Raw genomic sequence first — 14,682 nt, 5'->3', positions numbered from 1 at the left:
TCGCTAGCCCTTTTCGAGATCATCATGATCGACATCGGCCTCCTCCGGGGCGCTGCTCCTGGCGACCGCGACCGCCAGAGCAGCAGGCGTGGCACCCGACGCCACGACGGGAAAATTAAACCCCAGCCTGCCGGCCAGTGTAGCCAACCGGCTACTGGAAACGATTAGCGGTTGGTTCAAGGCGGCGTCTGTACACCATCTTGCCAGATGTTCGAGGATTTCTCCGCTGCTGACCACCAGTGCACGATAATCGCCATTGGCCAACCACATCTGCATGGCGGGGTCGGGGTCGAGAAGGCAGCGGCGATAGACCGCCAGGCGAGTCACCCGAGCGCCGCGGGACGCCAGGGTCTCGGCGATCAGGGGGCGCCCCCCCTCGCCGGCGACGAGCAGCACACGCTGCCCGTCGAGAGCATGCAGCGAGGCTAGCCGCAGCAGCGCCTCGCTGGTGTCCTCGCCGGCGGACGGCGACGGGACATGGACCCGCACCCCCAAACCTCGGTGCAGCAGGGCGGCGGTGGAGGCTCCCACGGCATAGAAGTCGATACCCATCGGCAGCTGCGGCCAATAGCGATCCAGCGCCTCGAGCAGGCACTCGGCCGCGAAGGGACTCACCACCACCACCTTGTGGAAATGATCGATATCCAGCCAGGCGGTCCGCGTCGCCGGGGTTTCCGGCAACGGCTCGAGGTGCATGACGTCCAGGCGCTTGACCGGGAGGCCCCGGGCCTCGATGGCCGCGGCCAACGGGCCGGCTCGCTCGCCTGGCCGGGAGATCAGTACCGGCAGCTCCGCCATCAGCCGGCGCCGTAGACCTCGGCGAGGATCTCGCCGGCGCCCTGTTCGAGTAGCTCTTCGGCCACGCGAATACCCAGGGCCTCCGGCTCGTGCATGGAACCGCGCCCCTCGGCACGCAGCACCCAGGTGCCTTCCGGGTTGCCCACCAAGGCACGCAGCCACAGGGTCTGGCCGTCATCCTCGAACACCGCATGACCGCCGATGGGCACCTGGCAGCCCCCCTCCAGCCGAGTGTTCATGGCACGCTCGGCGCGCACGCGGGTCGCGGTGGTCGCATCGTCGAGGGGGGTAAGCAGTGAGAGCAGTTCGGGGTCGTGCAGGCGACACTCGATGCCCAGCGCGCCCTGGCCGCAGGCCGGCAGGCAGACCTCGGGAGGCAGTTCCATGGTGATGCGGTCGTCGAGCCCCAGCCGCCGGAGACCGGAGGTGGCCAGCAGGATGGCGTCGAACTCGCCGTCGTCGAGCTTGCCCAGGCGGGTCTGGACGTTACCACGCAGGCTCAGGACCTCCAGATCGGGACGTGCCTCGCGCATCTGCAGGCCGCGACGCAGGCTCGAGGTGCCGATGCGTGCGCCCTCGGGCAGCTCGTCCAGGGAGGCATAGTGGTTGGAAATGAAGGCGTCGGTCGGCTCGGCACCCTCGAGGATCACCGAGAGGCCCAGGCTCTCGGGAAAGTGCATGGGCACATCCTTCATGGAGTGCACGGCGATGTCGGCACGGCCGTCGAGCATCGCCTCCTCCAGTTCCTTGACGAAGAGCCCCTTGCCACCGACCTTGGCCAGCGGCGTGTCGAGGATCTTGTCGCCACGGGTGGACATGGCCACCAGTTCCACCTTCAGACCGGGGTGGGCGGCCATCAGTCGGTCGCGGACATGCTCGGCCTGCCACATGGCCAGTTGACTCTTGCGGGTGGCGATACGCAGGGTATTGATGGCTTGCACGTGATTCTCCCGTACCGGGTTGGCTGTCGTTGGCGCCTGGTATTCCGGCCCCCGGTGATGACATGGATATACTTCATCATAAAGCACCGCGCGGGGCAGGAAAAATCGCGTTGCTCCACGGCGACCTTCCGCTGCCGCCCCTCGCCAGCCGCACGGACTCTGGTACACTTTCCGCCATGTCAAGGCAGCACCGCCCCGGCGGCGCTGCAGCCGGCCCCCGGCCGTCACCCACCGCAATCGTCTAGCAGGATGCCCAGCCCGATGAGCCCTAGTTCACCGAACCCCGGCACCAACCAGTCCTGGGGGGGCCGCTTCAGCGAGCCCACCGATGCCTTCGTCGAACGCTTCACCGCTTCGGTCGACTTCGATCAGCGCCTCGCCCTCCACGACATCCGGGGCTCCATCGCCCATGCCACCATGCTGGCCCGGGTCGGCGTACTGACCGACGGGGAGCGCGACGCCATCATCGAGGGTCTCGGCGAGATCCGCGGCGAGATCGAGCGTGGCGAGTTCGCCTGGTCGGTCGCGCTCGAAGACGTGCACATGAACATCGAGGCGCGGCTCACCCATAAGATCGGCATCACCGGCAAGAAGCTGCATACCGGGCGTTCGCGCAACGACCAGGTAGCCACCGATATCCGTCTCTTCCTGCGCGACGAGATCGACGTGGTCGACGCCGAGCTAGCCCGCCTGCGCGAGGGGCTGATCACGCTGGCCGACCGCGAGGCCGACACCATCATGCCCGGCTTCACCCACCTTCAGTCCGCCCAGCCGGTCACCTTCGGCCACCACCTGCTGGCCTGGCAGGAAATGCTGGCGCGCGACCACGAGCGCCTGCTCGACTGCCGCCGCCGGGTCAACGTGCTGCCGCTGGGTGCCGCGGCGCTGGCCGGCACCACCTACCCCATCGACCGCCATGTCACCGCCGAGCTGCTGGGCTTCGAGCGTCCCGCCGAGAACAGCCTCGATGCGGTAAGCGATCGCGACTTCGCCATCGAGTTCACGGCCTTCGCCAGCATCCTGCTGATGCACCTGTCGCGCATGAGCGAGGAGCTGGTGCTGTGGACCAGCGCCCAGTTCGCCTTCATCGACCTGCCCGACCGCTTCTGCACCGGCTCCTCGATCATGCCGCAGAAGAAGAATCCGGACGTGCCGGAACTGGTGCGCGGCAAGACGGGCCGGGTCTACGGCCACCTGATGGGCCTGCTGACCCTGATGAAGTCCCAGCCGCTGGCCTACAACAAGGACAACCAGGAAGACAAGGAGCCGCTGTTCGACAGTCTGGATACCGTCAAGGGCTGCCTGCGCGCCTTCGCCGACATGGTGCCGGCCATCGAGGCGAAGAAGGCCAGCATGGCCGAGGCCGCCCGCCGCGGCTTCTCCACCGCCACCGACCTCGCCGACTACCTGGTGCGCAAGGGCGTGGCCTTCCGCGATGCCCACGAGATCGTCGGCCAGTCGGTGGCCTTCGGCCTCAGGGAGCAGAAGGATCTCTCTGAGATGAGCCTCGAGGAGCTTCGCCAGTTTTCCGACACCATCGAGGCGGATGTCTTCGAGGTGCTGACGCTGGAAGGCTCGGTGGCCGCCCGCAACCATATCGGCGGCACCGCCCCGGACCAGGTGCGCGCGGCGGCCCAGCGGGCGCGTGACGCCCTGACGACCCTGACGGGCCAGGCCTGATGCGTCGCCTCGCCCCCCTGACCCTGACCATGGCACTGGCCGCGGGACTGTTCCTGGCCGGCTGCGGCCAGAAGGGCCCGCTCTATCTGCCCGGCAACGAGGCGGCCGCCGAGCGCTACGACCCTGCCGGCCAGCAGGAAGCGTCGGACGAGGACGCGGCCCGGCAGGACGACGACACCGCCCGAGACGACGAGAGCTAGGCATGGATCATTTCGACTACCGCGACGGCGTCCTCTACGCCGAGGACGTGCCGCTGACCCGCATCGCCGACGAGTTCGGCACCCCCTGCTACGTCTACTCCCGGGCCACCCTGGCACGCCATTTCCGTGCCTACACCGAGGCGCTGGGCAGCCACCCGCACCTGATCTGCTATGCGGTGAAGGCCAATTCCAACCTGGCGGTACTGGGGCTGCTGGCAAGGCTCGGCGCCGGCTTCGACATCGTCTCCGTGGGCGAGCTGGAACGGGTGCTGGCCGCGGGCGGCGAACCCGCCCGGGTGGTCTTCTCTGGCGTCGCCAAGCAGGAGGCCGAGATGGCCCGGGCGCTGGAAGTGGGCATCAAGTGCTTCAACGTCGAGTCGCGCCCGGAGCTGGAGCGCCTCGACGCCGTGGCCGGGCGGCTCGGCAAGGTCGCCCCGGTATCGCTGCGGGTCAACCCGGATGTGGACGCCGGTACCCACCCCTACATCTCCACCGGGCTCAAGGACAACAAGTTCGGCATCCCGGTCGACGAGGCGCTGGCCGTCTACGAGCTCGCCGCCCGCCTGCCCAACGTCAAGGTCACGGGACTGGACTGCCATATCGGCTCACAGCTCACCGAACTCTCGCCCTTCCTCGACGCCCTTGAGCGGCTGCTGGCGCTGCTCGAGCGACTGCGCGAGCGCGGCATCGAGGTGGCGCACCTGGACCTGGGCGGCGGTCTCGGCGTGCCCTATCGGGACGAGCGCCCGCCGGCGCCCTTCGACTATGCCACGGCCCTGATCGAGCGCCTCTCCCACTGGGAGGGCAGCGAGCGCCTGACCCTGCTCTTCGAGCCGGGCCGCTCCATCGCCGCCAATGCCGGGGTTCTGCTGACCCGGGTCGAGTACCTCAAGCCCGGCGAGACAAAGAACTTCGCTATCGTCGATGCCGGCATGAACGACCTGATCCGCCCCGCCCTCTACCAGGCATGGCAGGCGATCCTGGCCGTGGATACCCGCAAGCCGCGCGACACCGCCACCCATGATGTGGTCGGCCCGGTCTGTGAGACCGGCGACTTCCTTGGCAAGGACCGCGCGCTCGCCATCGCCGCCGGCGACCTGCTGGCGGTGCGCTCCGCCGGCGCCTACGGCTTCGCCATGGCCTCGAACTACAACAGCCGGCCGCGCCCCGCCGAGGTGATGGTCGACGGCGACCGGGCCCACCTGGTGCGCCGCCGCGAACGGCTGGACGAACTCTGGGCGGGTGAGTCGCTGCTGCCTGACGACCAGGGGGAGGCACGCTGATGCTGCTGCACTTCACCAAGATGCAGGGGCTGGGCAACGATTTCATGGTGGTCGATCTGGTCACCCAGCGGGCACGCCTGGCCGACGACCAGATCCGCCAGCTGGCCGACCGCCGCTTCGGCATCGGCTTCGACCAGCTGCTGGTGGTCGAGCCGCCACGGGATCCGGAGATGGACTTCCGCTACCGGATCTACAACGCCGACGGCAGCGAGGTGGAGAACTGCGGCAACGGTGCCCGCTGCTTCGCGCGCTTCGTGCGCGACCAGCGCCTGACCCACAAGCACGAGATTCATGTCGAGACCGCCGGCGGCCCGCTGACCCTGGTGGTCGAGGATGACGGCCGAGTCAGCGTCGACATGGGGGCACCGCGCTTCGCGCCCGAGACGCTGCCCTTCGAGGCCGCCGAGGAACGAGTGCTCCACGCGCTGGAAGTAGACGGCCAGCGCCTCGAGATCGGCATAGTCTCGATGGGCAATCCCCATGCGGTACTGCGCGTCGATGACGTCGACACGGCACCCGTCGAGCGCCTGGGGCCGGCTCTCGAGGCTCACCCACGCTTTCCGCGGCGGGTCAATGCGGGTTTCATGCAGGTAGTGACGCCCCACGAGATCCGCCTGCGGGTATACGAACGCGGCAGCGGCGAGACCCTGGCCTGCGGCACCGGCGCCTGCGCCGCGGTGGCCAGCGGTATCCGCCAGGGGCTGCTGGAAAGCCCGGTCACCGTGCACCTGCGCGGCGGCGACCTGCGTATCGACTGGGCCGGCGACGACACCTCCCTGATCATGACCGGCCCCGCCGAGTGTGTCTTCGACGGCCGCATCGTCCTGAACTGAGCCGCCCCGCCACCAGAGGAGAAGCTCCCATGACCCGAGCCGCCCCCGACCCGCGCAAGACCCTCGACCCCGACCGGGTGGCCCAGTGGCTGGCCTGTCACCCTGACTTCTTCGTCGGTCGCGAGGGCCTGTTGCAGCAGCTCAAGGTGCCGCATCCTGAGACCCGCGGTACCACCTCGCTGCTCGAACGGCTGGTCCACGACCTGCGCTCCCGCGCCGAACAGGCCGAATGGCGCCTGGAACAGCTGCTGGAGTCGGCCCGCCACAACGAGGGCCAGTATCGCCGTACCCGCGAACTGGTGCTGGCACTGCTCGAGGCCGAGGACAACGACGCCCTGGGCCAGGCGCTGGCCACCCAGCTCGCCGAGCGCTTCCATACCCCGGCGGTGGCGCTGTGGTGCCCGGCCAGCCTGACCGATGCCGAACCCCAACCGCCCCAGCCCCCACGCCAGATCCTCGACGATCATGCCAGCCAGCGGCTGGCCGCCCTGCTCGACGGCCGCGCCAGCCGCTGCACACGACTGACGCCGACCGACTGGAAGCGACTGCTGCCCCACGTGCCGGCACCCGATAAGGCCGGCTCCTGCGCCCTGTCGCGGCTGACCCTGGGCGAGCCGCTGGGCTATCTGGTGCTGGCGAGTCCCGATCCGGACCACTTTCGCGCCAGCATGGACACCCTGTTCACCGAGTACGTCGGCGAGGTGGTAGCACGGCTGCTGGTTCGCCTGACCCCGGCCTCCCCGTGACCGGATACGCGCTGGGCTGCGAGGTAGAGGCCTTCCTGGCCGGGCTGGCGCGCACCGCCAGCCCGGCCACGGTGAGCGCCTATCGGCGTGACCTGGCGGCCCTCGTGGGCTTTCTCGAGGCCGAGGATATCGACGACTGGTCCGTGCTGGATGCCGCCCTGCTGCGCCGTTTCCTGGGCAGCGAGCGCATGCGGGGGCAGGCACCGCGAAGCCTGGCCCGACGGCGGGCGGCCATCTCCGGCTTCGCCCGCCACCTGGTGGAGGCCGGCCGGCTTCGCCACAATCCGGTGCCCCTGGTACGGACGCCGCGCCAGCCCCGGCATCTACCGCGACCCCTGGACGTGGACCAGCTGGCCCGCTTCCTCGACACTCCCCATGACGACTCGCCCCTGGCCCGACGCGACCAGGCGATGCTGGAGCTCTTCTATTCGAGCGGCCTGCGCCTGGCCGAGCTGGCGGCGCTGGACCTGGGCGACCTCCAGCCGCAGCGGGTACGGGTGCTGGGCAAGGGCGGCAAGCCTCGCCAGGTGCCGGTGGGTCGTCGGGCGCGCCAGGCACTTGACGCCTGGCGGACGGTGCGCGGCCAGCTGGCCGACCGCGACACCTCGGCGCTGTTCATCGGGATACGCGGGGCTCGGCTGGGCCATCGCGCCATCCAGAAGCGGCTGGCCGAACTGGCCAAGGCCCGCGGGCTGGCCGAGCATCTCCATCCGCACCGGCTGCGCCACTCCTTCGCCAGCCATCTGCTGGAATCGAGCCAGGACCTGCGAGCGGTGCAGGAGCTGCTGGGCCATGCGGACCTCGCCACGACACAGGTCTACACCCGGCTCGATTGGCAGCACCTGGCGACGAGCTACGACGCAGCTCACCCCCGAGCACGACGCCGCTCCGACGATCTGGGGGAGCCTTGATGATCCTGCAGGCGATCACCTTCGATCTCGACGATACCCTGTGGGACAACCGAGGCGTGATGACGCGCACGGAGACCGGCCACTACGCCTGGCTCGACGAGGCCTTGGTTAGCTGGCTCGCGAGCCGCGGCGAAACGCGGCTCGGCCGCTTCGCCGACCGCTTCCCCCTGACGGCCTACCAGGACGGTCGCCAACGGCTCGCCGAGCGATACCCCCTGCGTCGTGGTGACTTCAGCTGGCTGCGCGAGCGCGCCCTCGTCGAACTGCTGGAAGCCTTCGGGCTGCCGCGCAGTGCCGCCTGGCTGTGGGCCGCCGCGACCATGGCCCGCTTCCATGCGCTGCGCCTCGAGGTCTCTCCCCACCCCGAGGTGGAGCCGCTGCTCGCCGAGCTGGGCGGCCGCTACCGGCTGGGCTCCATCACCAACGGCAACCTGGCCTTCGACCGTCTGCCCCTGCGCCGACACTTCGCGGTGGCCATCGCCGCCGGCGAGATCCAGGCGCCCAAGCCGGACGCCCGCCCATTCCTCGCCGCCCTGGCACGGCTCGCCACCCCGGCCTCCCGGGCGCTGCATGTGGGGGATTCCTGGCAGGAGGACGTGCTGCCGGCCCTGCGGCTGGGCATGCACGCGGCCTGGATCGCCCCCGACACCCCCCATGCCGGCGCGCTGCCCCCAGGGGCATACCGCCTGGGGCACGTGCGGGAACTGCCGGAATTGATTGCCAAACTGGAAGGGCAGCCCTGACACTGGTTAAGGAGCGCCGTGGGCAAGCCGGAGAGGAGATACCGTCTCCCCCGACCGACCTTTTTATTCTTCCTTAGGCTCCAGCAGCCACTGGTCGAGGCGTTCATGCACCTCCTCGATGCCCTGCTTCTTGAGGGCGGAGAAGAGCTGGATGCTTACCAGGTCCTCCCATTCGCGCAGCCGTGAGCGCACCTGCTGCAGGGCACTCTTTGCCGCGCCGCTCTTGAGCTTGTCGGCCTTGGTCAGCAGGATATGTACCGGCATGCCGGCCTCGTCGGCCCAGCCGAGCAGGGTCTGGTCGAACTCCGTCAACGGGTGGCGCACGTCCATGACCAGCACCAGGCCACGCAGGGAGCCACGGCGACGCAGGTAGTCAGAGAGATGACGCTGCCACTCCAGCTTGACCTGCTCGGGCACCTTGGCATAACCGTAGCCCGGCAGATCGACCAGCCGGTGGCCGCTGTCCTCGCCCAGCGTGAAGAAGTTGATCAATTGGGTGCGCCCCGGCGTCTTGGAGGTACGGGCCAGCGCCTTCTGCCGCGTCAGGGCATTGATGGCGCTGGACTTGCCGGCATTGGAGCGGCCGGCGAAGGCTACCTCGGCACCCTCGTCCGGTGGGCACTGGACCAGGGTCGGGGCGCTGGTGAGGAAACGGGAGGCCTGATAGTTGAGGCGAGAGTTGAGTCGCGACATCGCGGGAAAGTCCTGACGTTGATCAAGGGCACCACGGCTTGCATTCCCGCGGCTCGGGTGTTCCGTTATAATACAGTGTCTTTGTCTGCGACCCGGGGCGCGCCAGTATACCACCGTGCTCCGTCCGTCAGCGACCGACCACAGGGCGTCGGCGACGACCGGCCAGAGGGCACCCGGCCTCGAGGATCGGGCGGCACCCGGGGGGACGTACCGGCCAACAACGTAACGGGAAAGTGGAAAAGCGATGAGAAAGCTACTGGCAAGCCTGGCAATCACCGTGGGCGCCGTCGGCGCGGCCCATGCAGACCTTCAAGCGGATGCCGATGCGGCGGCGGGCAGGGACAAGGCGCAGAGCTGTGCCGCCTGCCACGGCCAGCAGGGCATCAGCCCGTCCGGCGCCTTCCCCAACCTGGCCGGCCAGCAGGCCTCCTATCTGGCCAAGCAGATCATGGACATCCGTGATGGCAACCGCCAGGTCCCCCAGATGGCCGGCCAGGTAGATAACTACTCCGACCAGGATGCCTGGGACGTGGCCAAGTTCTACGCCCAGCAGGAATCGCCCCTGGGCCAGGCTAAAGACGACGAGGCGCTGGTCGAGCGCGGCCGCGAGTTGTACCGTGCCGGCGACATGGCCAAGGGCATCCCCGCCTGCGCCGCCTGCCACACACCCACCGGTGAGGGCATCGGTACCGCCGTTTACCCGGCGCTCTCAGGCCAGCACCCCGAGTACACCTTGAGCACCCTGCAGGACTTCGCCTCCGGCGAGCGCAACAACTCCCCGGCGAACATGATGGGCAACATCGCCTCCAAGATGAGCGATGAGGACATGGAAGCCGTGGCCAACTACGTGCTCGGCCTGCACTGAGGCTGTCCCGTCGCACTGTGCGTTGACACGCCGAGGGCGGCCTTTGGCCGCCCTCGGCGTCTACAGGAACTCCACTCTCGGGCGGGACTCAAAGCCAGCGATGTGTCGCCCGTCGGGACCCAGATCATGATTCACTCAAGGAGAATTCCATGCTCAAGCCGTTGATGTTCGTTCTCGCCGGCCTCGCCCTACCGGGCCTGGCCACCGCCCAGTCTCTCGTCGAGGGCGAGCACTACCAGGTGCTCGACAACCCGGTGGAGACCCAGGTCGAGGACGAGCGCATCGAGGTGACCGAGGCCTTCTGGTATGGCTGCCCCCATTGCTACAACCTGGAGGGCCCACTCAACGCCTGGGTCGCCGAGCAGCCCGAGGATGTCGCCTTCCAGCGCATGCCGGCTACCATGGGCGGCGACTGGAACACCCACGCTTTCGCCTTCTACGCGGCCCAGCAACTGGGGATTCTCGATGACCTGCATGACGACTTCTTCCACGCCATCCACGAGGAGGGGCGAGACCTGACAGATCCCGACGCCATTGCCGAATTCTTCAGCGACTATGGCGTCAGCGAGGAAGAGGCCCAAGAGGCGCTGAACTCCTTCGGCGTCAAGGGCGAAGTGAACCAGGCCCATGCCCGCATGCGCCAGATGCAGCTGATGGGCGTGCCGGCGCTGATCGTCGACGGTCGCTATCTGGTCACGCCGAGCTCGGCCGGTAGCCTCGACAACATGCCGCAGGTGGCCGGCGCCCTGGTCGAGCGGGTCCGCGAGGAGCGCGCAGACTAAGATGTCGCATCTGGCCGAGGCAAGGACGCCGCTGCTCGAGGGCGGCCACCTGAAGCTGCTCACCTTCAACCTGCAGGTGGGCATCCAGACCTCGGCCTACCACCACTACCTGACACGCAGTTGGCAGCACCTTCTGCCGCACCCGAACCGGCTGCGGCGTCTGGACATGATCGGCGAGGTGCTCGGCCGCTTCGACATCGTCGGCCTCCAGGAGGCCGATGGAGGGAGCTTTCGCTCGAGTCAGGTCAACCAGGTGGCATATCTGGCCAGCCATGCCGGCTTTCCCCACCACTTCCAGCAGCTCAACCGCAACCTGGGCCGCATCGCCCAGCACAGCAACGGCTTGCTGTCGCGACTGCCCCCGACCCGCATCGAGGAGTATCGCCTGCCCGGCACCCTGCCCGGCCGCGGCGCCATCCATGCCCGCTACGGCGAGGGTCCCGATGCCCTGCATCTGTTCGTCGCCCACCTGGCGCTGAGCCACCGTGGCCGGGTGCGACAGCTCGACTACCTCAGCGAGATCATCCAGCCGCTGCGCCACGTGGTGGTGATGGGCGACCTCAATTGCACCCCCGAACAGCTCCACGGACACCAGCGCTTCTGTGCGTCGCTGCCGCTGCATCCGGTGAGGCCTCCGCTCAGCTATCCCTCCTGGCAGCCGCGCCGGGCCCTGGACCACATCCTGCTGTCGGAGTCCCTCCAGGCGGACGAGGTGCGGGTGCTCGACCATCTCTTCTCTGACCACCTGCCCATCGCCGTGGACGTGCGACTGCCCGATGCCTGCCTGGAAAGCTGCCTGGCCAACACCCGGGGCGAGGCGGGGCGGCGGCGTCAACGCTGACGGCCACTGCGCGGCATCGTATAGTCAACGTTGGCTCGAGTGGCTGTTGCCGGACCGGCGGTGTGCCACCATGAAGCCACTATAGACGCGAAGACCGAACAGCGAGACTCATACCCATGGCCCAATCCCACGAGCTGCCGGGCTTCATTGCCTGGCTCGACCATGCCTCGGAATGGCTCGGCAGGAGCCTCTCCTGGCTTGTCCTGGCAATGATGCTCATCCAGTTCCTGATCGTGGTGCTGCGCTACGCCTTAAGCTTCAACAGCATTCCCATGCAGGAGTCGGTGATGTACATGCACGCCACGGTGTTCATGCTGGCCGCGGCCTGGACCCTCAAGCATGACGGCCATGTGCGTGTGGATATCTTCTACCGCGTCATGACGCCAAAGCGGAAGGCGTTGGTCGACCTCTGCGGCACCCTCTTCCTGCTGCTGCCGGTAATGATCTTCGTGATCCTGTCGAGTACCGGCTATGTCAGCAACTCGTGGCGCATCCTCGAGGGCTCGCCCGACTCCGGCGGCATCCCCGGCGTCTTCCTTCTCAAGACATTGATCCCGCTCTTCGCCGGCCTGATGGTCCTGCAGGCCCTGGTGGAGGCAAGCCGCCACCTTCTGGTTCTCACCGGGCGCTTGGCCCCCCCCGAAAACGACGACGACCATCATGTCGAGGAGCGCCTGTAATGCTGGAGTTCATGCCCCTGGTGCTCTTCCTGGTCATCTGCATGGTACTGATGGCCGGCTATCCCGTTGCCCTGTCACTGGCCGGCACTGCCCTGGCCTTCGCCGGCCTGGGCCTGGGCCTCGAGGCCCTGGGGGTCGATGCCCATTTCGACAGCGGCTACCTGGGTGCCTTCCCCAACCGCCTCTACGGCATCATGACCAACCAGACCCTGCTGGCGGTACCGTTATTCGTGCTGATGGGCGTGCTGCTGGAGAAGTCCAAGGTTGCCGAGACCCTGCTCGACGCCATGGCCATGCTGTTCGGCTCACTGCGCGGGGGCCTGGGCATCTCGGTGACCCTGGTGGGAATGCTGCTGGCGGCCTCCACCGGCATCGTCGGCGCTACTGTGGTGACCATGGGCCTGATGTCGCTGCCGACCATGCTCAAGCGCGGCTACAGCATGCCGCTGGCCACCGGCACCATCTGCGCTACCGGCACCCTGGGTCAGATCATCCCGCCCTCCATCGCCCTGGTGCTGCTCGGTGACGTGCTCTCCTCCGCCTATCAGCAGGCCCAGCTCTCCATGGGTATCTTCAGCCCCAAGACAGTCTCGGTGGGCGACCTGTTCATGGGCGCCCTGGTCCCGGGGCTGGTTCTGGTGGTGCTCTATATCGTCTATGTCTCGGTGGTCGCCTGGCTAAGGCCGCAATCCGCACCGCCGGCCGACCGCAAGGAACTGATGGCCGAACTCGGCCACGAAGGCGGCCTGGGCTGGCTGCTTATCAAGGGGCTGGTACCGCCCATCGTGCTGATCATTGCCGTGCTGGGCTCGATACTCGGCGGCTTCGCTACCCCCACCGAGGCAGCGAGCGTCGGTGCCTTCGGTGCACTGATCCTGGCCCTGGTCTATCGGCGCCTGGACCTCCAGACCCTCAAGGAAGTGCTGCGCTCGACGACCCACGTCACCACCATGGTGTTCATGATCCTGATCGGCGCCGCACTCTTCTCGCTTGTATTCCGCGCCTATGGCGGCGAGGAACTGGTTACCGGCCTGTTCGAGAACATGCCCGGCGGCGTGGTGGGGGCGACGATCATCGTGATGCTGGTGATCTTCCTGCTCGGCTTCATCCTCGACTTCATCGAGATCACCTTCGTGGTGGTGCCGATCGTCGGGCCGATCCTGCTGGCGATGGGGGTAGACCCCGTCTGGCTGGGCATCATGATTGCCATCAACCTGCAAACCTCCTTCCTGACACCGCCCTTCGGCTTCGCGCTCTTCTATCTACGCGGCGTGGCCCCTGAGTCGGTGCCCACCTCGGCCATCTACAAGGGGGTGATACCCTTTATCATATTGCAGCTTTGCATGCTGCTGGCCCTGGCCTGGTTCCCGGAACTGGCCACCTGGCTGCCGGATCAGTTCTGACCGGCCGATATGACATTAGGGCTGCCGCTGCCGGCCTTTGCAGGCCGGTGGCACCTTAGAATGCCGTATTCGGTCACATCCGGTGCCCCACAAGGGCTACCGGACACTCGCCAGCCCCCAAGAGGGCTTTCCACGACAACACCCACAATACCCTGAGGGAAAGCACATGAAACTCAGATCACTTGCCGTCGCCGTCGCCATGAGCGGTGCCGTCTCCGGCCTGATGTTGGTCTCCAGTGTCGATAACACGGCACAAGCCCAGGAAACCTTCGAATGGAAGATGGTCACCTCCTGGCCGAAGAACTTCCCGGGCGTCGGGCAGGGGCCCGAGCGCCTGGCAAACCTCGTCGAAGAGATGTCCGACGGCCGCTTGACCATCGAGGTCTTCGGGGCCGGCCAGCTGGTGCCGGGCTTCGAGGTGTTCGACGCCGTCTCGGAGGGCACCGCGGAGCTCGGCCATTCCGCCTCCTACTACTGGAAGGGCAAGGCGCCGGCCGCCCAGTTCTTTGCTGCCGTACCCTTCGGCATGAATGCCCAGGAGATGAACGCCTGGCTGCACTATGGTGGTGGCCTCGAGCTGTGGAACGAGCTCTACGATGAATTCGGCGTCGATGTGCTGGTAGCCGGCGCCTCCGGCGTGCAGATGGGCGGCTGGTACAACAAGGAGATCAACTCCGTCGACGACCTGGACGGCCTGAAGATGCGCATGCCGGGCCTGGGTGGCGAGGTGATGGACCGCATGGGTGTCGCCATCGTCAACATGCCCGGCGGCGAGATCTTCACGTCGCTGCAGTCCGGCGCCATCGACGCCACCGAGTGGATCGGCCCCTACAACGACCTGGCCTTCGGCCTGCACCAGGCTGCCGACTACTACTACTACCCCGGCTGGCACGAGCCGACCGTGATGTTCGAGGCGATCATCAACGAGGAGGCCTATGCCTCACTGCCCGCCGATCTGCAGGCAATCCTGCGTGTCGCGGTGCGAGACATCAACGCCGATGTGCTTGACGAGTACACCGCGCGTAACAACGATGCCCTGGAGACGCTGGTCAACGAACATGGCGTGGAGCTTCGCCGCCTGCCGGATGATGTCCTGGCCCAGGCCAAGGAGCACTCCGCCGACGTGGTCGCCGAGCTCGCCGAGTCGAGCGACATGGCACAAAAGATCTACGACTCCTACCAGGCCTTCCAGGAAAAGGTCGTGGACTACCATGCCATCTCCGAGCAGGCCTACTACAACGCCCGCAACCCCGAGGGCGACACCAGCGCCGAGTAACTGCCTG

16 protein-coding genes are annotated in these 14,682 nt (G+C 67.4%); 13 read left to right on the top strand and 3 right to left on the bottom strand.

Annotated elements, in window-relative coordinates; translation table 11 throughout:
• Window positions 1-3: 3 nt before the first annotated feature.
• Window positions 4-798, bottom strand: a complete 795-nt coding sequence (locus BMY30_RS11565) for a uroporphyrinogen-III synthase (RefSeq protein ID WP_089713810.1) — start codon at window positions 796-798, stop codon at window positions 4-6.
• The gene (gene hemC, locus BMY30_RS11560) at window positions 798-1,739 is read right to left on the bottom strand and encodes a hydroxymethylbilane synthase (protein ID WP_089713808.1); all 942 of its coding nucleotides are present in this window, start codon (window positions 1,737-1,739) and stop codon (window positions 798-800) included. The genes BMY30_RS11565 and hemC overlap by 1 nt, the downstream gene beginning before the upstream one ends.
• A gap of 261 nt (window positions 1,740-2,000) precedes the next feature.
• Between hemC and argH the strand changes: the two genes are divergently transcribed.
• From argH to BMY30_RS11525, 7 genes are read left to right on the top strand one after another with little or no spacing between them, the layout of a single operon-like run.
• Window positions 2,001-3,419 (top strand): argininosuccinate lyase, encoded by a 1,419-nt coding sequence (argH, locus tag BMY30_RS11555; RefSeq protein WP_089713806.1) that lies wholly within the window; start codon window positions 2,001-2,003, stop codon window positions 3,417-3,419.
• Entirely contained in the window at window positions 3,419-3,619 is a 201-nt protein-coding gene (lptM, locus tag BMY30_RS11550) for an LPS translocon maturation chaperone LptM (RefSeq protein ID WP_089713804.1), read from the top strand. Before argH ends, lptM begins: the two co-directional genes overlap by 1 nt.
• Before the next feature lie 2 nt (window positions 3,620-3,621).
• A complete protein-coding gene (gene lysA, locus BMY30_RS11545; protein WP_089713801.1) occupies window positions 3,622-4,902 on the top strand; it encodes a diaminopimelate decarboxylase in 1,281 nt (426 codons plus the stop codon).
• The gene (gene dapF, locus BMY30_RS11540) at window positions 4,902-5,735 is read left to right on the top strand and encodes a diaminopimelate epimerase (RefSeq protein WP_089713800.1); all 834 of its coding nucleotides are present in this window, start codon (window positions 4,902-4,904) and stop codon (window positions 5,733-5,735) included. The genes lysA and dapF overlap by 1 nt, the downstream gene beginning before the upstream one ends.
• A gap of 29 nt (window positions 5,736-5,764) precedes the next feature.
• Window positions 5,765-6,481 (top strand): DUF484 family protein, encoded by a 717-nt coding sequence (locus tag BMY30_RS11535; RefSeq protein WP_089713798.1) that lies wholly within the window; start codon window positions 5,765-5,767, stop codon window positions 6,479-6,481.
• Window positions 6,478-7,392 (top strand): tyrosine recombinase XerC, encoded by a 915-nt coding sequence (locus BMY30_RS11530; protein ID WP_244516190.1) that lies wholly within the window; start codon window positions 6,478-6,480, stop codon window positions 7,390-7,392. The genes BMY30_RS11535 and BMY30_RS11530 overlap by 4 nt, the downstream gene beginning before the upstream one ends.
• On the top strand, window positions 7,392-8,135 hold the full coding sequence (locus BMY30_RS11525) for an HAD family hydrolase (RefSeq protein WP_089713795.1): 744 nt from the start codon (window positions 7,392-7,394) through the stop codon (window positions 8,133-8,135). The genes BMY30_RS11530 and BMY30_RS11525 overlap by 1 nt, the downstream gene beginning before the upstream one ends.
• 63 nt (window positions 8,136-8,198) lie before the next feature.
• Here BMY30_RS11525 and yihA read toward each other — a convergent pair whose 3' ends face one another.
• Complete coding sequence (gene yihA / locus BMY30_RS11520) at window positions 8,199-8,828, bottom strand: ribosome biogenesis GTP-binding protein YihA/YsxC (RefSeq protein ID WP_089713792.1); 630 nt, start codon at window positions 8,826-8,828, stop codon at window positions 8,199-8,201.
• Window positions 8,829-9,072: 244 nt separating this feature from the next.
• Between yihA and BMY30_RS11515 the strand changes: the two genes are divergently transcribed.
• From BMY30_RS11515 to BMY30_RS11490, 6 genes are all read left to right on the top strand, one after another.
• Window positions 9,073-9,693, top strand: a complete 621-nt coding sequence (locus BMY30_RS11515) for a c-type cytochrome (RefSeq protein ID WP_089713790.1) — start codon at window positions 9,073-9,075, stop codon at window positions 9,691-9,693.
• Window positions 9,694-9,842: 149 nt separating this feature from the next.
• Entirely contained in the window at window positions 9,843-10,475 is a 633-nt protein-coding gene (locus BMY30_RS11510; protein ID WP_089713788.1) for a thiol:disulfide interchange protein DsbA/DsbL, read from the top strand.
• Between the two features lies 1 nt (window position 10,476).
• A complete protein-coding gene (locus BMY30_RS11505; RefSeq protein ID WP_089713786.1) occupies window positions 10,477-11,316 on the top strand; it encodes an endonuclease/exonuclease/phosphatase family protein in 840 nt (279 codons plus the stop codon).
• Window positions 11,317-11,432: 116 nt separating this feature from the next.
• A complete protein-coding gene (locus BMY30_RS11500) occupies window positions 11,433-11,996 on the top strand; it encodes a TRAP transporter small permease subunit (RefSeq protein WP_089713784.1) in 564 nt (187 codons plus the stop codon).
• A complete protein-coding gene (locus BMY30_RS11495; protein WP_089713783.1) occupies window positions 11,996-13,399 on the top strand; it encodes a TRAP transporter large permease in 1,404 nt (467 codons plus the stop codon). Before BMY30_RS11500 ends, BMY30_RS11495 begins: the two co-directional genes overlap by 1 nt.
• A 166-nt stretch (window positions 13,400-13,565) precedes the next feature.
• Window positions 13,566-14,675 carry a TRAP transporter substrate-binding protein gene (locus BMY30_RS11490; RefSeq protein WP_089713780.1) on the top strand — a complete coding sequence of 370 codons (1,110 nt, stop codon included), beginning with the start codon at window positions 13,566-13,568 and terminating at the stop codon, window positions 14,673-14,675.
• Window positions 14,676-14,682 lie beyond the last annotated feature (7 nt).

It is taken from the genome of Halomonas daqiaonensis (assembly GCF_900109725.1).
Lineage (GTDB): Bacteria > Pseudomonadota > Gammaproteobacteria > Pseudomonadales > Halomonadaceae > Halomonas > Halomonas daqiaonensis.
The sequence above is the reverse complement of the archived record's forward strand: the minus strand, read 5'-3'. Positions and strand labels throughout refer to the sequence as shown.